At 66.1% G+C, this 16,755-nt stretch carries 17 protein-coding genes; 6 read left to right on the top strand and 11 right to left on the bottom strand.

Annotated elements, in window-relative coordinates:
- Positions 1–9: 9 nt before the first annotated feature.
- The gene (locus tag ACYZGB_RS20195) at positions 10–810 is read right to left on the bottom strand and encodes an IclR family transcriptional regulator domain-containing protein (RefSeq protein ID WP_462390631.1); all 801 of its coding nucleotides are present in this window, start codon (positions 808–810) and stop codon (positions 10–12) included.
- Positions 811–901: 91 nt separating this feature from the next.
- Here ACYZGB_RS20195 and ACYZGB_RS20190 point away from each other — a divergent pair, with 91 nt between their 5' ends.
- From ACYZGB_RS20190 to ACYZGB_RS20170, 5 genes are all read left to right on the top strand, one after another.
- Complete coding sequence (locus ACYZGB_RS20190; RefSeq protein ID WP_462390630.1) at positions 902–1,603, top strand: 3-oxoacid CoA-transferase subunit A; 702 nt, start codon at positions 902–904, stop codon at positions 1,601–1,603.
- Positions 1,604–1,632: 29 nt separating this feature from the next.
- Positions 1,633–2,283 carry a 3-oxoacid CoA-transferase subunit B gene (locus ACYZGB_RS20185; RefSeq protein ID WP_462390629.1) on the top strand — a complete coding sequence of 217 codons (651 nt, stop codon included), beginning with the start codon at positions 1,633–1,635 and terminating at the stop codon, positions 2,281–2,283.
- Positions 2,284–2,319: 36 nt separating this feature from the next.
- Positions 2,320–3,531: a 3-oxoadipyl-CoA thiolase gene (gene pcaF, locus ACYZGB_RS20180; protein WP_462390628.1), complete on the top strand. Its 1,212-nt coding sequence runs from the start codon at positions 2,320–2,322 to the stop codon at positions 3,529–3,531.
- The gene (locus ACYZGB_RS20175; protein WP_462390627.1) at positions 3,528–4,271 is read left to right on the top strand and encodes an SDR family NAD(P)-dependent oxidoreductase; all 744 of its coding nucleotides are present in this window, start codon (positions 3,528–3,530) and stop codon (positions 4,269–4,271) included. Before pcaF ends, ACYZGB_RS20175 begins: the two co-directional genes overlap by 4 nt.
- A gap of 163 nt (positions 4,272–4,434) precedes the next feature.
- Entirely contained in the window at positions 4,435–5,439 is a 1,005-nt protein-coding gene (locus ACYZGB_RS20170) for a Bug family tripartite tricarboxylate transporter substrate binding protein (RefSeq protein ID WP_462390626.1), read from the top strand.
- Between the two features lie 99 nt (positions 5,440–5,538).
- Here the strand turns inward: ACYZGB_RS20170 and ACYZGB_RS20165 are convergent, their stop codons facing one another.
- Positions 5,539–6,141: a short chain dehydrogenase gene (locus ACYZGB_RS20165; RefSeq protein ID WP_462390625.1), complete on the bottom strand. Its 603-nt coding sequence runs from the start codon at positions 6,139–6,141 to the stop codon at positions 5,539–5,541.
- Between the two features lie 128 nt (positions 6,142–6,269).
- Between ACYZGB_RS20165 and ACYZGB_RS20160 the strand changes: the two genes are divergently transcribed.
- A complete protein-coding gene (locus ACYZGB_RS20160; protein ID WP_462390624.1) occupies positions 6,270–7,163 on the top strand; it encodes a LysR family transcriptional regulator in 894 nt (297 codons plus the stop codon).
- Positions 7,164–7,192: 29 nt separating this feature from the next.
- On the opposite strand, the gene ACYZGB_RS20155 is transcribed toward ACYZGB_RS20160, so the two are convergent.
- The 9 genes from ACYZGB_RS20155 to ACYZGB_RS20115 all read right to left on the bottom strand — a co-directional run bounded on the left by ACYZGB_RS20155 (position 7,193) and on the right by ACYZGB_RS20115 (position 16,302).
- Positions 7,193–8,488: a type II toxin-antitoxin system HipA family toxin gene (locus ACYZGB_RS20155; protein WP_462390623.1), complete on the bottom strand. Its 1,296-nt coding sequence runs from the start codon at positions 8,486–8,488 to the stop codon at positions 7,193–7,195.
- The gene (locus ACYZGB_RS20150; RefSeq protein ID WP_462390622.1) at positions 8,485–9,186 is read right to left on the bottom strand and encodes a helix-turn-helix transcriptional regulator; all 702 of its coding nucleotides are present in this window, start codon (positions 9,184–9,186) and stop codon (positions 8,485–8,487) included. The genes ACYZGB_RS20155 and ACYZGB_RS20150 overlap by 4 nt, the downstream gene beginning before the upstream one ends.
- A 228-nt stretch (positions 9,187–9,414) precedes the next feature.
- A complete protein-coding gene (locus ACYZGB_RS20145; RefSeq protein ID WP_094291371.1) occupies positions 9,415–9,858 on the bottom strand; it encodes a PaaI family thioesterase in 444 nt (147 codons plus the stop codon).
- Positions 9,855–10,547: a transglutaminase-like domain-containing protein gene (locus ACYZGB_RS20140; protein ID WP_462390621.1), complete on the bottom strand. Its 693-nt coding sequence runs from the start codon at positions 10,545–10,547 to the stop codon at positions 9,855–9,857. Before ACYZGB_RS20140 ends, ACYZGB_RS20145 begins: the two co-directional genes overlap by 4 nt.
- A gap of 377 nt (positions 10,548–10,924) precedes the next feature.
- Complete coding sequence (locus ACYZGB_RS20135; RefSeq protein ID WP_137745912.1) at positions 10,925–11,569, bottom strand: trimeric intracellular cation channel family protein; 645 nt, start codon at positions 11,567–11,569, stop codon at positions 10,925–10,927.
- Positions 11,570–11,737: 168 nt separating this feature from the next.
- Positions 11,738–12,088 carry a hypothetical protein gene (locus ACYZGB_RS20130; RefSeq protein WP_462390620.1) on the bottom strand — a complete coding sequence of 117 codons (351 nt, stop codon included), beginning with the start codon at positions 12,086–12,088 and terminating at the stop codon, positions 11,738–11,740.
- Complete coding sequence (locus ACYZGB_RS20125; RefSeq protein ID WP_462390619.1) at positions 12,085–12,915, bottom strand: hypothetical protein; 831 nt, start codon at positions 12,913–12,915, stop codon at positions 12,085–12,087. The genes ACYZGB_RS20130 and ACYZGB_RS20125 overlap by 4 nt, the downstream gene beginning before the upstream one ends.
- 47 nt (positions 12,916–12,962) lie before the next feature.
- On the bottom strand, positions 12,963–14,111 hold the full coding sequence (locus ACYZGB_RS20120) for a PepSY-associated TM helix domain-containing protein (RefSeq protein ID WP_462390618.1): 1,149 nt from the start codon (positions 14,109–14,111) through the stop codon (positions 12,963–12,965).
- 31 nt (positions 14,112–14,142) lie between these two features.
- Positions 14,143–16,302, bottom strand: a complete 2,160-nt coding sequence (locus ACYZGB_RS20115) for a TonB-dependent siderophore receptor (protein WP_462390617.1) — start codon at positions 16,300–16,302, stop codon at positions 14,143–14,145.
- Positions 16,303–16,755 lie beyond the last annotated feature (453 nt).

Below are 16,755 nucleotides of genomic sequence, written 5' to 3'. Positions count from 1 at the left end.
CCCCGGATGTCAGCCGCGTGGCGCACCCATCATCCGCGAGATGGTCCGGGCCGCGCTCAGCAGCGCAGGCAGCAGCGTCTCCTGCATCACCGCCGCACTTGTGCGGTTGGCTTGGCCGCTGATGTTGAGCGCCGCCACCGTCTGCCCTGTGCGGTTGGTCAGCGGTGCGGCAATCGAAATCAAACCTTCTTCCAGCTCCTGGTTCACCAGGCACCAGCCTTGTTGCCGCGCCTGGCGGATGTGGGCCAGCAGTGCATCCCCATCCGTGGTGGTGTGTTCGGTAAAGCGCTGCATGGGGTGGCCTTGCAGCCGGGCCTGCAGTTCGTCGTCCTGCAACCCGGCCAGCAGCATGCGGCCCATGGACGTCCAGCAGGCGGGCAGGCGCGAGCCCACGCCCAGCGTGGTGCGCATGATCTTGTGGGTGGGCACGCGCAGTACATAGACGATGTCCAGGCCGTCGAGCACGGCGGCCGATGACGACTCGCGCACCTCTTCCACCAGGTCCTCCATCACAGGCTCGGCCAGGTTCCAGATGGGCAGCGATGAGAGGTACGCAAACCCCAAGTCCAGAATGCGCGGGCTGAGGCGAAACAGCTTGCCGTCCGTCTCCACATAACCCAGCGTCTGCAGCGTAAGCAGGATGCGGCGCGCGCCTGCGCGGGTCAGGCCAGTCTGCGCGGCGACTTCACTCAAGGTTTGCTGCGGCGTGGCCGCGCTGAACGAGCGGATCACCTCGAGCCCGCGCGCGAACGACTGCACATAGCTGTCGCTCGGTTTGGGGTCTTTGGCTTCAGGGGTTTGGGAATTCATACGTATACCAACTATAATTCTTTAAGCGAACATTTGTTCTATATGTGAACAAATTTCAAAGAGACAACAGAGAAACCAAGAAAGCGTTGCAATGATCAACAAACTGGCGGACTCGGTGGCCCAGGCCCTTGCGGGGGTGAGGGATGGTGCCACGGTGTTGATAGGTGGGTTCGGCACGGCCGGCATTCCGGGCGAGCTGATTGATGGCCTCATTGCCCAGGGGGCGCGGGACCTCACGGTGGTCAACAACAACGCAGGCAATGCGGATCAGGGCCTGGCTGCGCTGCTCAAGGCGGGCCAGGTGCGCAAGATAATCTGCAGCTTTCCGCGCCAGGTGGACAGCTATGTGTTCGACGGCCTGTATCGCAGTGGCAAGCTGGAGCTGGAACTGGTGCCCCAGGGCAACCTGGCCGAGCGCCTGCGCGCTGCGGGCGCGGGCATCGGCGCCTTTTTCTGCCCCACGGCCTATGGCACTGAACTGGCTGCGGGCAAGGAAACACGCGAGATCAATGGCAAACACTACGTGCTCGAATACCCCATCCATGGCGATGTGGCCCTGGTCAAAGCCGAGAAGGGCGACCGCTGGGGCAACCTCACCTACCGCATGTCGGCGCGCAACTTTGGCCCCGTGATGGCCACGGCTGCCAAGACCACCATTGCCACCGTGCACGAGGTGGTGGAATTGGGCGCGCTGGACCCGGAAGCCATCGTCACTCCGGGCATCTATGTGACGCATGTGGTGAAGATCGACCGCACGGCCACGCAGGCGGGCGGATTCAAGAAATCCGCGTGATATCGGCCCCAAGCGCAGAAAGAATAAGCATGAGCAGCTATCAAAAGCGTAGTAAAGAAGAACTCGCGAAGCGCGTGGCGCAGGACATCCACGACGGCGCCTACGTCAACCTGGGCATCGGCCAGCCCACCCTGGTGGCCAACCACATTCCCGTGGGCCGCGAAGTCATCCTGCAAAGCGAAAACGGCATCCTGGGCATGGGCCCCGCGCCCGCTGCGGGGCTGGAGGACTACGACCTCATCAACGCGGGCAAGCAGCCCGTCACGCTGCTGCCTGGCGGTGCGTACTTCCACCACGCCGACAGCTTCGCGATGATGCGCGGCGGGCACCTGGACATCTGCGTGCTGGGCGCCTTCCAGGTCAGCGCCACGGGCGACCTGGCCAACTGGAGCACCGGCGAGCCCGGCGCCATCCCCGCCGTGGGCGGCGCGATGGACCTGGCCATCGGCGCCAAGCAGACCTGGGTCATGATGGACCTGCTGACCAAGCAGGACGCGAGCAAGATCGTGACGCAATGCAGCTACCCCCTCACCGGTGTCGCCTGCGTGAAGCGCATCTACACCGATCTGTGCACACTGGCCTGCACGCCCACCGGTCTGCAGCTCATCGACACCGTGCCCGGCCTGTCGCACGCTGAGCTGGAGCAGCTGGTGGGCCTGCCCATCCGCCCCGCCGCCTGAACGAATCCACCCCCCAAGAAACGAGGAGACAAAACCATGAGCCAACAACGCCAAGCCTTCATCTGCGACGCCATCCGCACCCCTTTCGGCCGCTACGGCGGTGCGCTCTCCAGCGTGCGCACCGACGACCTGGGCGCCATCCCCATCAAGGCGCTGATGGAGCGCAACCCCGGCGTGGACTGGGCCGTAGTGACCGACGTGCTGTATGGCTGCGCCAACCAGGCCGGTGAAGACAACCGCAACGTGGCCCACATGAGCAGCCTGCTGGCGGGCCTGCCCATCGACGTGCCCGGCGCCACCATCAACCGCCTGTGCGGCTCGGGGCTCGACGCCGTGGGCACCGCAGCGCGCGCCATCAAGGCGGGCGAGGCGGGCCTGATGATCGCGGGCGGCGTGGAGAGCATGAGCCGCGCCCCCTTTGTCATGCCCAAGGCAGAGTCGGCCTTCAGCCGTAACAACGCGGTGTATGACACGACGATTGGCTGGCGCTTTGTCAACAAGCTGATGAAGGAAAAGTACGGTGTGGACTCCATGCCCGAAACCGCCGAGAACGTGGCGACGGATTTCAAGATTGAGCGCGAAGCCCAGGACCAGATGGCCCTGCGCAGCCAGCTCAACGCCGTGGCCGCCATCAAGGCCGGCCACCTGGCCCGTGAGATCGTGCCGGTGCACATCCCGCAAAAGAAGGGCGACGCGATCATCGTGAGCCAGGACGAGCACCCGCGTGAGACCAGCATCGAAGCGCTGGCCAAGCTCAAGGGTGTGGTGCGCCCCGATGGCACGGTGACGGCGGGCAACGCATCGGGCGTGAACGACGGCGCCTGCGCGCTGCTGCTGGCCGACGAGGCCAATGCTGCCAAGTACGGCCTCAAGCCCCGCGCCCGCGTGCTGGGCATGGCTGTGGCCGGTGTGGCGCCACGCATCATGGGCTTTGGCCCCACGCCTGCCACGCAAAAGGTGCTGGCGCAGACGGGCCTGACGATCGACCACATGGACGTGATCGAACTGAACGAAGCCTTTGCCGCGCAAGGCCTGGCCGTGCTGCGTGCCCTGGGCCTCAAGGACGACGACGCCCGCGTGAACGCCTGGGGCGGTGCCATCGCGCTGGGCCACCCGCTGGGCGCCAGCGGCGCGCGCCTGGTCACCACCGCCGTCAACCGCCTGCACGAACATGCGGGCCAGTACGCGCTGTGCACCATGTGCATCGGCGTGGGCCAGGGCATTGCCGTGATCCTGGAGCGCGTGTGACCGTGATCGAGCGCAACCCCACGCCCGTCACCGTTATCACCGGCGCCAGCAACGGCATCGGCCGCGCGATTGCCGAGGCCGTGCTGGCCCAGGGCCACGCGGTGGTCAACCTGGACTACGTGCTGCCCACCTGGAGCCACCCGCAACTCACCTCGTACCAGGGCGACCTGACCGACGAGGCATCGACCCGCGAGCGCGCGGCCGAGATTGCGGCCAAACACAACGTCACGGCGCTGGTGAACAACGCGGGCGCCACGCGCCCTGGCACCATCGACACGGCGACCACAGCCCAACTGGATGACGTGGTTGGCCTGCACCTGCGTGCACCCATGCTGCTGGTGCAGGCCTTTTTGCCCACGCTGCGCGCCAGCGGGCAGGGCCGCATCGTCAACATGTCGTCGCGCGCCGCACTGGGCAAGGGCGAGCGCATCGTGTATTCGGCCACCAAGGCCGGAATGATCGGCATGACACGCACGCTGGCCATGGAGCTGGGGCGTGACGGCATCACCGTCAACGCGATTGGCCCCGGGCCCATCGCCACCGAACTCTTCCGCCAGAGCAACCCTGACGGAGCGCCGCAAACGCAGCGCATCCTGAACAGCATTGCCGTGGGCCGCATGGGCACGCCCGATGACGTGGCGCGCGCGGCGCTGTTTTTCCTCTCGCCCGACAACGGTTTCGTGACCGGGCAGGTGCTGTACGTGTGCGGAGGCACCACGCTGGGAGTGGCGCCTGTTTAGCAACCTGAACTGATCTTCCTTGCCGCCCCGCAAGGGGCGTGCCCCCGTTCTCGTCCGGAGGCCTCGGCGCCCGGTTGAGGCCACGGCGCGGCCAGACGCGGGCCCACGCGGTGCTGGTGGCACCGACCCATTCATTCATCCACCTTCTTGAAGGAGACAAACCATGACCCGTTCCATCCACACCACCCGCCGCTTCGCGCTGTCGGCCGCTGCAGTCACCGCCCTCGCTGGTATCGGCCTGCTGGGCAGCAGCGCTGCGCTCGCCCAGGCCTATCCGAGCAAGCCCGTCACCATCGTCGTGCCCTTTGCCGCAGGCGGCACCACCGACATCCTGGCGCGCATCATCGGCCAGGCGCTGACCACGGAGCTGGGCCAGTCCGTCATCGTGGACAACCGCGCAGGTGCGGGCGGCAACATCGGCGGCGCCATGGCGGCCAAGGCCCCGGCAGATGGCTACACACTTTTTATGGGCACGGTGGGCACGCACGCCATCAACGCCAGCCTGTACAAGAAGATGCCGTTCGACCCCATCAAGGACTTTGCACCGCTCACGCGCGTGGCCAATGTGCCCAACCTGCTCGTGGCCAACCCGGCACAGCCCTACAAGAGCGTGAAGGAGCTGATCGCCTACGCCAAGGCCAACCCGGGCAAAGTCAACTTCGGCTCGTCGGGCAACGGCAGCTCCATCCACCTGTCGGGCGAGCTGTTCAAGAGCCTGGCCAAGGTGGACATGGTGCACGTGCCCTACAAGGGCAGCGCACCCGCTGTGACCGACCTGCTGGGCAACCAGATCGGCATCATGTTCGACAACATGCCCTCGGCCATTCAACACGTGCGCAGTGGCAAGCTGGTGCCCATTGCCGTGACCACGGCCAAGCGCTCGCCCGAGCTGCCCAATGTGCCGACCATCGCCGAAGCCGGTGTGCCCGGCTATGAAGCCACCTCGTGGTTTGGCATGTTCGCGCCCGCTGGCACGCCTGCGCCGGTGCTGGCCAAGCTCAACACCGCACTGGTGAAGGTGCTGAACCAGGCCGAGGTGAAGAAGAAGATCAACGAGCAGGGCGCCGAGACCTACAGCGAGACGCCTGAGCAGTTTGCCGCCTTCATCCAGGCCGAGTCGGTGAAGTGGGGCAAGGTGGTCAAAGAGTCGGGCGCGAGTTTGGACTGATCTGCGCCTTCGATCACCATAGCTACCAAATTGATAGCTGCTGCCGCTTGTTAGACGGGCGGTAGCAGCTATTTTTCTTTCAAATCCAGGTGGTGTGGCTCACTGTACCCGGTACACCCGCCCCGTCTGCGCCCCTTCCACGCTGCGCTGGTAGCCGCGCGCGGCACGCTCGGCAGGCACCGTGTCAAACCCCGGGAAGAACGGCCCGTACACGCCCACCGATTCGGTGAGGATGGTGGGGCTCACGGCGTTGATGCGCAGGCCGCGCGGCAACTCGATGGCGGCGGCGGCCACGAAGCCCTCGATGGCGGCGTTCACCGCCGTGGCGCTGGCGCCGTTGCGGATGGGCTCGATCGACAGGATGCCCGCAGTCAGCGTGATGGAGCCGCCATCGGTCAGGTACTTCTGGCCGACTAGCGCCAGCTGCACCTGGCCCAGGAGCTTGTCCTGCAGGCCCAGGTTGAACTGCTCGGCAGTCATTTCCGTCAGCGGGCCAAAGTGCAGGTTGCCTGCGGTGCTCACGATGGCATCGACGTTGCCCACCGCCTCGAAAAGCTTTGCGACCGCGCCCGGCTGCGAAAAGTCTGCGCGGTGCGTGCCGCTGCTGCGGCCCACGGTGATCACCTCGTGGCGTGCGCCCAGGTTGGCCAGTACGGCCTGGCCGATGGTGCCGCTCGCGCCGATGAGAAGAATCTTGGACATGGTGTTTTCCTTGAAGGTTGAAAAAGAACGGGTGGAGGAACAGACAGGCCCCGATTCTTTTACGAATCAATCAATGCATAAAGTACATTGAAGTTCTTCTTGTGCTAACCATTGATTAGGAATCCGCCGTGGACAAACTGCGCAACATGGAAGTCATGGTGGCCGTGGTCGAAGCCGGCAGCTTTGCCGCCGCCGCGCGCCAGCTGCAGGTGTCGGCGGTGATGGTGGGCAAGCACATCCAGCAGCTCGAAACCCACCTGGGCGCGCGCCTGTTCCAGCGCAGCACGCGCCAGAACAGCCTGACCGAGGTGGGCGCTGCGTTCTACGAAGACAGCAAACGCGTGCTGGAGCAGGTGCGCTGGGCCGAATCGGCCGTGGAGCGCAGCCGCGCCGTGCCACAGGGCCTGCTGCGGGTGAGTGCGCCTTTTACCCTGGGCAGCCATGTCATCGCGCCACTGGTGGCGGAGTTTCTGCAGCGCCATGAGCAGGTGCGTGTGGACCTGCAGCTCACCGACAGCGTGGTGGACATGGCGGGTGAGGGGTTCGATGCCGCCATCCGCATCGGCCGCATCGTGGACGAAGGCCTGGTGGCCCGCTCACTGCGCCCCTACCGCATGGTGATTGCCGCCACGCCCGCCTATCTGGAGCGCCATGGTACGCCACAGGGCGCGGCCGACCTGGCCCGCCACCAGTGCCTGAGCCACTCGGTGTGGCAGCGCCGTGTGGAATGGACGCTGCGCGATGGCAACGAGGAGTTCTTCTGGCCCGAGAACGCGCGCTTCGTTTGCAACCAGGGCGATGGCCTGCGCCAGGCGGCGCTGCGTGGGCTGGGTCTCGTCATGCAGCCTGAGGTGCTACTGGCCGACGACCTGGCCAGCGGCGCGCTGGTGCCCGTGCTGCAGCGTTGCCTGCCCGCACAGCGCGATGTGCACTTGGTGTACGCGCCCGATCGGCGGCAACTGCCCAAGCTGGCGCGGTTTGTGGAGTTTGTGGTGGAGCGGCTAGGTGAGCAAGAGCGCTGAGAGGCGTTGAGGCCTGCGCAGAAGCAAGCTCAGCAGAACGCCAGGCGCTGCTGCCGGAGCGCATCGCGGTCGATGCTGGCCGCCAATTGCTCCATGTCTGCAGCGCAGACGCCATGCTGCAGGAAATGCCGAGGCCATTGCTCGACCGCCTGGGCGACTTCCTGAATCAGCGCGATGGCCCGGGCCCGGGTGATGCCGAACTCGCTCAACTCGGTCAGCGCGTTGTCCACCGTGGATTGCGTGCCGTGCCGGCCCACCACCATCGCTTGGTAGCCCATTTTTTGCAGTGTGGGCACAACGTCGAACGCTGGAGCCAGGTCGTAGTAGCCATCGAAGCCCAGCCGCAGGCAGTGGTTGCGCTCGTGGTCGTCGGTGTTGTCCATGAGGATGTTGAACACCATGCGCCTGAACAGCTCTTCGCGCAGCGCCTTTTGCCGGTCGGGGTGTGCCTTGCGTTGCAGCACGGTGGCCAACGCGCCATAGCTATTCTTATCTGCAAGGCCTGCCGCCGCCAGCGCAGTCTTAGCGGAGATGCAGTGCACGCGCAGGCTCAGGGTGTCCAGTTGCACGCGGTCAAACCGCTGGATCGTCAATGCATGGCGCTGTGGCCCACGGCCCAGTCGCGATGGAATGGGCAGAACGCCCGTGGTCGCCACACGAATTCCTGCCAGGGCCGCTAGCGTCATGGTGGCGTGCTCGACGAGGGGCGTGTCCACGGGGTCGTCCAGCTCGCTGAACTTGATGACACACGGCCCGTTGTCGGTTTGCAGCAGCGCCTTAGGCCGGGCACCGCCCAGTGTTACGCCAGGCTGCACCAGCCGCTGGATCTCTGGCGTGACCGGGGCTTGTGACTGCACGTCTTCCACCGCCCGCACCATGGCCTCCAGATCGCGCAGTTGCGGATACGGCCCAATGCGGCGGGGAATGTAGTGCTCGGCCGATGTGGATATTCCCAACGCGCCAAAGCGGTCGTCGCCAGCGAACAGCAGCATCTCCAGAATCGACAGGCGCGCAGGGCGGTCGATGTAGAGGATGATGCGCTCGCCCCAGCGGTCTGGCCGCGCGTCGTCTATGGCGCCTGGTGCGCTGTCTTTGTGGCCTGCGCTGAACATCTGGCCTGCCTGCAGGGGCAGGTCTTCGCTCAGCGCAAACTCCCACCAGTCTGCGGCGTAGCTGAAGGTGGCGCAGTTGGGCACCAGCTGCGACAACCCCACCGCCCCGGTCAGTACCGGCTGGGCGGGGTTGACCAGCGCCCAGACATACAGCGTGTCTTGCGGCACATAGGAGCGCGGCGTGATCTGCTGCGCGTGGGGCTGCTGGCTCATGGCCGCGCTTTCTTCTGGCCCGAGATCAGTGCGGCCAAGCCTGCGGCGGTGCTGTTGGGTTGGCGCTCGGGCGCGCCGATTCCTGCAATACCAAGGGCTCTTTTAATCTCTTCATCGTGGCCCAGCCCGGGGGCTATCTGCATGGCCTTCTTGACCTGTTCTTCGTGGCCCAGTCCAGCCGCCATCCAAGCTGCCTTCTTCGCTGCATCCGTCTGATTTATTCCCAAGAACGAGCGCTCTTTTCCTGCAAGGTGTGACGCCCTTGGATGGATAGGCGCATTGGCTTTTGATGCAAGTGGTAAGGAGGAGTCTTGTGCTTCGCTTGTTGCAGGCTTTGTCGAATTTTTTTGGGGGGAGGGCGCCCGCTTCTGCGCCGTAGCCCGTGCAGCGCCCCGGGGCTGGGTTCTGGCCACCTCAAGCTCCAGCGATGCCAGGTCGTTCTGCGGCGCAATCAGATCGGCCAGCCCCTGGGCCTGGTTGATGAGCCACATGCACATCACATACGACGCCATCGACACCGACGGGTCGCCCCGCTCAATGCGCGCCATGGTGGGCTGCGACACGCCCAGCCGTTGGGCCCACTGGGCCTGCGTTTCCTTGCGGCGCTTGCGAGCAATCACGATGTTCTGCGCGAGCAACGCGATCTGCTGAAGGACCGCCTGGGGGTAGTCAGCGGGCTTGGTGTTTTGAGATGGCATTCATAGATATTAGTTCAAGACGATATTTTTGAACATCTAGGAATTAATTGCGATGATGCACGAGAACAAGAGCTGAATGGTATGAATTATTCATAGATGCACATGAATGTGAGAAAAAATAACATCTATGGATTAATCGGTGCTGGGCTGCCAGCATGGCCATGCAACCAAGGGGGCGCTCAGCACAAGGGCGTGCTGCCACGCGCCGCCATGCCGGGCCTGCGGGGTTCACTCCACAGCGTTGCTGGGCACTGCAGGCCCGATTTTGAACACCCCGCTCACCCGCGCACAGGGCACGCCATCGGCGGTGACCAGGCCCTGAGCAAACACCAGCGAGCGCGTGACGCGCAGCGGCTCGGCCTCGCCCTGCACCCAGGCGCCCAGCGGGGCGGGGGCCAGGTAGTCGATCTGCAGGCTGATGGTGGGCAGGAAGCGGTCGGCCACCTGGTCGCTTTTGCGGTGCACCGACAGCGGCAGCAGCATGTCGCAAAAGCTGGCCATCATGCCGCCGTGCAGGTTGTTCATGGGGTTCACATGGCGGCGCTCCACGCGAAAGCCGAACTGCACCACGCTGCCTTCGTGGCGCAAGTAGAGCGGGCCGTTGTGCTGGATGAACGGGCCGCCGGACTGCAGCGGCGCAAAGCCCGGCGGGATCTCGGCATGGCTGCTCATGCGCGGGCCTCCTTCTCCACATCCTGCGCAAAGCTGGCGCCCTCCAGGCTGCTGTGGGTGGCGCCGTCTTCGGGCAGCCAGCCGCTGTACACCGTGCGAAAGTCCGCCACGATCTGCGCCAGCGGCATGTCGTCAAACGCGCCGCGCTGGTGCACATATTCCATGTGGCGCGCGCCGGATTTGTCGAACGGGTGGTAGATCGAATCGTTTTCGCCATCGAACTCCAGCGGCAGCAGCCCGAAGCGCTCGCACAGCTCGATGTTGAAGGCGGGTGTGGCCTTGCGCCAGGCGCCGTCGAGCCAGATGTCGGTGTAGCCGTGCCAGATGAAGAGGTCGGTCTTCATGGTCTCGCGCATGCGCTCGGTGCTGAGGTGGTTGCGCACATCGGCAAAGCCCATGCGCGCGGGGATGCCCGCCGCGCGGCATGCGGCGGTGAGGAGAGCGGCCTTGGGCACACACCAGCCGTGGCCGTTGGCCAGCACGGTGCTGGCCGCCATGCCCTGGGGCGAGAGGTCGATGCGGTAGGGGTCGTAGCGAAAGCCGTCGCGCACGGCCAGGTACAGGGCCACGGCACGGTCACGGTCGGTGGTGCCGCGCGCGTGTTGGGCGGCAAAGGCCTGGATGGAAGGTGCGTCGCTGTCGATAAGGGCCGTGGCACGCAGGTGGGCGGGCGTGGGTGCGGTGGTCATTGTGGTGTGTCTCCTGCAGTCGGACTAAGAACCTTTTCAAGGTCTTTTCGGGGTCGCACAAGTACCTTGCCGGGATGGGATGCTAGGCGCAGTGCGCCGCCAATAGCTCGGCTATTGGCAAGCGCTGCAACGCCGCAGACCGCCCGGCAAGGCACTTGCCCGAAGGGTTGGAGTGAAATCGGGCGATTGGAAGCCCCGGCTGCTTGCATGGGCACGAGCCCATGCGGCGCACCCGAAGCATCCACTCCTCCCGATTGCACTCCAATGCGATCCCCGAAAAGATCTTGAACAGGTTCTAAGGCCAGTGTGCGGGCCCCGGGCACCCGATGCTGTCACAGGCGCGCCAGCTCTGCGCGGCAGGGGGGCCGATGCCCCCCTCACACCCGCCACGCAGGCAGCTCCCAGTTGCGCCACAGCGCCAGCCCGCGCAGCCCGGCCGTGAGCAGCACGCAGACCACCAGCGGTGCCCAGTCGGGCGCTTGCAGGTGGCGCAGGGCCACGTCGGCCCAGCCACCGGCAAAGGCACACAGGGCATAGGGCCGGTGGTCGCTGAAGGCCTGGGGCACCTCGTTGCACAGCACGTCGCGCAGCACGCCGCCGAACACGCCGGTGGTCACACCCATCATCACGCTGATGATGGGAGGCATGCCGATGGCGGTGGCAATGTCCACGCCCACGGCGGCAAACAGGCCCAGGCCAATGGCGTCGGGCAGCAGCATGGCACGCTCGGTGGGCTTGAAGTGGCGCTGGCGCATGAACAGCATGGCGCCCACACACAGGGCCAGGATGCCCCAGACAAAACCCGTGTGGCGCACCCAGAAGAAGGGCCGCTGGTCCAGCAGCAGGTCGCGCAGCGTGCCGCCGCCGAACGCTGCCACAAAGGCCACCACACACACGCCCACCACGTCCAGCCGCTTGCGTGCGGCAGCGATCACGCCTGACAGCGCAAACGCCACGGTGGCGGCCACTTCCAGAAGAAAGCGCAGGGTGTGCACCCAGGGGGCATCGAGCAACTGATCCATGGGCGCGATTGTGCCGTGAGGCAGCGGTGGGCCCGGGTACGGTGCAGAGAGTTTTTGCTATAAAAATAATAGCTACAAGGGCATGGTGGTTGCGCGCAAAGGCCTGTTTTTTCTCAAATATCAGGTTGGGCATACACGCAGAGAAGCGCCTGGCGCAGCGCCCACCGCCTACCCCAGCACCAGCAGCCACCCCAGCGCCACCACACAACCCGCGCCACCCAGCGCCCCCAGGCGTGGCGCCCAGCGCAGTGTCGCCTGTGGCCACAGGTTCATGGCCAGCACCAGCAGCCAGCCCAGGGCCATCCAGGCGGCGATGACCAGGGCCACCCCCGCCGTGGGCCCGGCCGCAGTGATGGCGGCCATGGTTTGCAGCGCCAGTGTGCCCAGCGCGACGGCCCAGGCCTGGGCGCGGCCCGTGCTGCCGTCGCCCCAGGCGCGGGTTGGCACTGCCCGTGCCCAGAGGGTCAGGCCCACCAGTGAGGCCAGCGCGGCGCTGGCGCCTATGAGTTCTGCGGTCATGCGGCCTCCGAGGGGTGGTGGCTGGTGGCCTGCGCTGGCCGCCGCCGCAGTGCCCGCCGCAGGTGCTGCTGCCGCAACAGCGGCGCGCCAGCGGCCACCATGCACAGGGCCGCTGCAGCCGCCCATTGCCACAGGCCCGCCTTGGCCACCAGGCCGCCATAGGCCAGCGCGGCCAGCAGCCACAGTGCGGCCGAGGTGCGGGGTGTCCAGTGGCGCAGGGTGGCGGCGGGCAGGGCCACCAGCAAGGCGAGCAGCAGGCCCAGCATGCCCGACGAGCGTGCGGGCTCGGCCGCGACGATATGGGCGAGGCGGAACGACTCCACCGCCAGCACACCGCTCAGCCAGAACGGCCCGTGGGCCAGCACCACACCACGGCCCCAGCCGCGCGGGTGCCAACGGTGGCGGGCTGTGGCGGGATGTGCTTTGGTGCCTGCGGCGGCCGCTGCATGGCGCACCGCCTTGCGCCGGGGCGCCTGCACCCGCTGGGGCCCGATAAAGGCCGCGATGCCCGCGCAGGCCAGGCCCACGGCGGCGAGGCTGGCGAACATGGCGGGCGCCAGCGCGCTGCCCAGCACCAGGCCCGCGGCGCCCGCCAGGGCCAGCAACCCGCCCGCGCCGCCCAGTGCCACGCGCCACAGCGCCAGCGTGCGCAGCGCCCAGGCGGCCAGGGCCGACAGCAGCAGCCACACGCCGATGAGTGCCCACACCGCCCACACGGGCCGCTGCGCCAGCGAAGGCAGGCCCGCCGGCCCCCACAGGTGCACGAACACCGCCACGATGAGCGCGGCGGGCGTGGTGGCATGCAGGGCCAGAAAGAAACGTTGCATGGGGAGCGAAGCTGTGAAGCTATGAAGGGGGACGCTTGGCGTTGGTGTCAGCCCGCAGCCGCGATGCCGCCCGCTGTGGCCTGTGTGGCCTCGGCCTCGCGCCTGCGCTGCTGGCGCGCATCCAGCCAGATCAACGTGCCCGAGATGGACAAAAAAGCGGGCGTCATGCCCAAAAAGAAATACAGCCACTTCAGCGCCAGCCCGCCAAAGTCGCCAAAGTGCAGCGGCTCCATCAGGCCGTTGACCAGCGACCAGAAGCCCGCCGTGCGCGGGTCGTGCACCTTCTTCGGCACGCCGGTGGCGGCGTGGATGTCCACCCGCGCCGTGCTGGCCAGGTGGTTGCTGAGATTGCCGGTAAAGCCCGCTTCGGCCGTGCTGGTGCCCCAGCGGCGCAGCGACACGTAGCGCGCCTCCAGGCCGGGCACAGCCTGCTGCGCGGTGGCGTACAGCGCATCCAGCGATTGCATGGGCACCGGCTCGGTGGCGTCACCGCCCGCCTTGCGTGCTGGCTTGGGGGCGGTGGCATCGGTGCTGGTGGTCACGTACTTGTAGCCCTGCTCAAACAGCGGCGCCAGGCCCATCCATGCACCCGTCGCTGCGATCAGGATGTGAAAGCCCAGGCCCCAGATGCCTGCGGACTTGTGCAGGTCCGACATCACCACCCGAAAGCTGCGGCCCCAGCGCTGGGTGAACAGCTCGGCCAGGATCTTGCGGTGGATGACGATGCCCGTGGCAATCAGCACCAGCATGGCCATGCCGAGGAACCCCACAATCCAGCGCGGCCCGAAGAACAGGAACACATGCAGCATGCGCAGGTACTGGCCCAGCTGGCTGTCCACCGGGCCGACCACCGTGCCCGTGTCGGAGCGCAAGGCCACCTTGGTGCGCGTGTTGGCAGGGGCTCCGCGCTCGCGTACAAAGGCAAAGTAGCTCGGGTTGACCGCATCGGGCAGCGCAATGGTTTCCACCGTCGCGCCGGGGTAGTGGGTATGCACCTGCGCCAGCACCGCGTCGAGCGGGGCGGGCTTCTCAGCGCGGGGCAGCTGGGCCAGTGACGGGTTGGCCCACAGGTCGATCTCGTTCTTGAACACCACCACCGCGCCCGAAAAGCACACGATGAACATCAGCAGCCCCGTGACGATGCCCGCCCAGGAGTGCAGGGTGAACAGGCGGTTGAGCGTGCGCTGGCTGGTCATGGCGTGCGGGCGGCGGGGGTGGAGCGCTGCGTCAGAAGAAGTACGTCACACCCAGGCTGAAGTTGCGTGGCAGCGAGGGCGAGACCACGTTGGCGTTGATCGCGCCGTCGTAATACGCCTTGTTGAACACGTTCTTCACGCCCGCCGTCACGCGGTAGTTGTCGCCCGCGTAGCTGATGGACGCATCGGCCACAAAGTACGACGGCAGTGTGAAGGGGTAGGAGCCGATCTGCTCGCTCACATACCGCCCGCCCAGGCCCAGCGTCACCCGCTGGTATTGCGGCAGCTTGTACGTGGCCCATGCCGTGAGCGTGTGGCGCGGCGTGAGGTTGAGTGGCTTGCCCACGATGGCGGCATTGTTGTCGCGCGTGACCTTGGTCTGTGTGTAGGTGTAGGCGCTGGTCAGCTTCCAGCCGTTCTTCAGGTCCGCTCCCAGCTCCAGCTCCAGCCCGCGTGCGCGCTGCTCGCCGGTCTGCACGCTGAAACCCGTGTTCACCAGGTCGGCCGTGGTCACGTTCTCACGCACCAGGTCGAAGATGGCGAGCGCGCCAGTGATCTGGCCGTTGGGCGACTCGTACTTCACGCCCGCTTCCCACTGCTTGCCGGTCTCGGGCACGAAAGGCGAGCCCGCAAACGTCAGGCCCGACTGGGGCAGGAAGGATTCGCCGTAGCTGCCGTACGTTGCCCAGCCGGGCTTGAACTCGTACACCAGCCCGGCCGACAGCGTGGTGGCGCTGTCCTTCTGGCGCGTCTGCGTTTTGGCCACGCGGTTGTTCGTATCGGTGGTGGACCAGTCGCGGCGCAGGCCCACCAAGGCCGTCCAGCCCTGGCCGAACTTGATCTGGTCCTGCGCGTAGAGGCCTGCCACGGTGAGCTTGGAGGGCGCATCGGCTGTAAGCGCGGCCGGGCAGGTGGCCTGCATGCCGTAAACGGGCGCGAACAGGTCCAGCGCGCCGATGCGGCAGGTGCGGCTGGCCAGCAGGCTGTGGCCGCTGCGCACATCCAGGCCCGTCACCAGTTGGTGGCGCGCGCTCAGCGCCTCGAAGCGCGAGAGCAGCGAGGTGTCTGTGGCCAGCAGGTCGTAGTCCATGTACTGGCGAGATGCCTGGCGGTTCTGCAGCCGCTGGTTGGCCTGCAGCGCCAGATTGGAGACAAAGTTGCCCGTGCCTTTCTCTGTTTCGTAGCGCACGTTCTGGCGGAAGGTCATCGCATCCGACACCTTGTGCTCCAGTGCATAACCCAGCGAGGTGGTTTCGACGTCGTAGGGGCCAAAGGCCGGATCGCCCGTGAACATCGTGCGCGGCAGAGTGCCATTGCGGTTGGGCAGCACCGTGCCATAGGGCGTGATGCCCTGCTGGCGCATCCACTCGCTCTGGCTGTAGGTAGCAAACAGCACCAGGTCGGTCTGTGCGCCCAAGTCGATGGACAGCGACGGCGCAAACCAGCGGTCCTTGCGGTAGACAAACTGCGTCGGGTCGTCCGCATCCGACACCTGGGCATTGATGCGCAGCGCCGTCTTGCCCGATTCCGACAGAGGCCGGTTGATGTCGGCCTGCAGCGTGCGCTGGCCAAAGCTGCCCACCTCCACGCCGACTTCGTTGATCGCCTCCTTCTTGGGCCGCTTGCTTACCGCGTTGACGATGCCGCCCGGCTGCACCTGGCCGTACAGCACCGAGGCCGAGCCCTTGAGCACCTCGAACCGCTCGTAGCCATAGGTCTGCAGCTTGGTCCACATGCCGGGGCTTTGCACCAGACCGTCGATCAGGATCGACTCGGAGGAGCGAAAGCCGCGGATGTTGATATCGTCAAACCCCCGGCGCCCAAAGTTGACCGGGCTCACACCCGCCACGGTCTGCAGCGCCTGCTGCACGTTCACGATCTGCCGCGACTCCATCTGCTCGCGCGTGACCACGCTGACGGACTGCGGGGTTTCCAGCCTGCGCATGGGCGCCTTGCTGGCGGTCTGCGCCTCCACGGGCGCAAAGCCCATGTCCTTTTCGGTGCTGGCGTTGATGCGGACTTCTTGCAGCTGGGGCGCGGCCGTTGCCGGGTCTGCTGCCGGTGTGCTGGGCTGCTGTGCCATGGCGGCCTGGGCGAGGCACAGGGCCAGCGGGGTCAGGGTGAAAAGAGTGGCCGCGCGGACGGATGGCAAGCGCGGGGCGTGCGCAGAGCGCAGGGGCTGAGAAGGCATGGGGGTCCCGATGAAATTGAGCGGACAACAAACGCTGGGGGCGCTGGCTCACGTGGCAGGGGACGTTGGCTGGCGGAGAAGTGATGAATTGTAATGCGAATGGTTATCGTTTGAAATTTTCGGTGAAGTACCTGAAGCCCGGAGAGTCGCGGAGCCTTGTTGAAGGGGGTAGAGCTGACCAACCCCCCATGCGGTGTGATAACTGGGACTTTTTGGGCTATGCCGGGACAACGCGAAACGTATCGTTGAAACGAAGTTGCAACCTAGGTAGTGGCGCGTGACCCCGCCAGGAGCCCAATCTGAACTCCGAGGCTAGACTTCGGCTTTCGGCCAGAGGACTAAACCGCTCGCGCGGTAGCCCGCCGCGAAGGCCCTGACAGTAACTACACATCGCGCCCCTGTCTATGTTGGCGAGCGAGGCAATCGGCCTCTTTCTTCGACAGGAGCGCGATC

The sequence above is a fragment of the Acidovorax sp. Q11 genome (assembly GCF_054950075.1).
The sequence above is the reverse complement of the archived record's forward strand: the minus strand, read 5'-3'. Positions and strand labels throughout refer to the sequence as shown.

Coding starts and splice junctions, on each gene's coding strand:
- pcaF (WP_462390628.1), top strand. CDS start 2,320: ATGAGCCAACAACGCCAAGCCTTCATCTGCGACGCCATCCGCACCCCT.
- ACYZGB_RS20195 (WP_462390631.1), bottom strand. CDS start 810: ATGAATTCCCAAACCCCTGAAGCCAAAGACCCCAAACCGAGCGACAGC.
- ACYZGB_RS20165 (WP_462390625.1), bottom strand. CDS start 6,141: ATGTCCAAGATTCTTCTCATCGGCGCGAGCGGCACCATCGGCCAGGCC.
- ACYZGB_RS20170 (WP_462390626.1), top strand. CDS start 4,435: ATGACCCGTTCCATCCACACCACCCGCCGCTTCGCGCTGTCGGCCGCT.
- ACYZGB_RS20135 (WP_137745912.1), bottom strand. CDS start 11,569: ATGGATCAGTTGCTCGATGCCCCCTGGGTGCACACCCTGCGCTTTCTT.
- ACYZGB_RS20190 (WP_462390630.1), top strand. CDS start 902: ATGATCAACAAACTGGCGGACTCGGTGGCCCAGGCCCTTGCGGGGGTG.
- ACYZGB_RS20120 (WP_462390618.1), bottom strand. CDS start 14,111: ATGACCAGCCAGCGCACGCTCAACCGCCTGTTCACCCTGCACTCCTGG.
- ACYZGB_RS20115 (WP_462390617.1), bottom strand. CDS start 16,302: ATGCCTTCTCAGCCCCTGCGCTCTGCGCACGCCCCGCGCTTGCCATCC.
- ACYZGB_RS20145 (WP_094291371.1), bottom strand. CDS start 9,858: ATGAGCAGCCATGCCGAGATCCCGCCGGGCTTTGCGCCGCTGCAGTCC.
- ACYZGB_RS20155 (WP_462390623.1), bottom strand. CDS start 8,488: ATGAGCCAGCAGCCCCACGCGCAGCAGATCACGCCGCGCTCCTATGTG.
- ACYZGB_RS20130 (WP_462390620.1), bottom strand. CDS start 12,088: ATGACCGCAGAACTCATAGGCGCCAGCGCCGCGCTGGCCTCACTGGTG.
- ACYZGB_RS20125 (WP_462390619.1), bottom strand. CDS start 12,915: ATGCAACGTTTCTTTCTGGCCCTGCATGCCACCACGCCCGCCGCGCTC.
- ACYZGB_RS20140 (WP_462390621.1), bottom strand. CDS start 10,547: ATGACCACCGCACCCACGCCCGCCCACCTGCGTGCCACGGCCCTTATC.
- ACYZGB_RS20150 (WP_462390622.1), bottom strand. CDS start 9,186: ATGCCATCTCAAAACACCAAGCCCGCTGACTACCCCCAGGCGGTCCTT.
- ACYZGB_RS20185 (WP_462390629.1), top strand. CDS start 1,633: ATGAGCAGCTATCAAAAGCGTAGTAAAGAAGAACTCGCGAAGCGCGTG.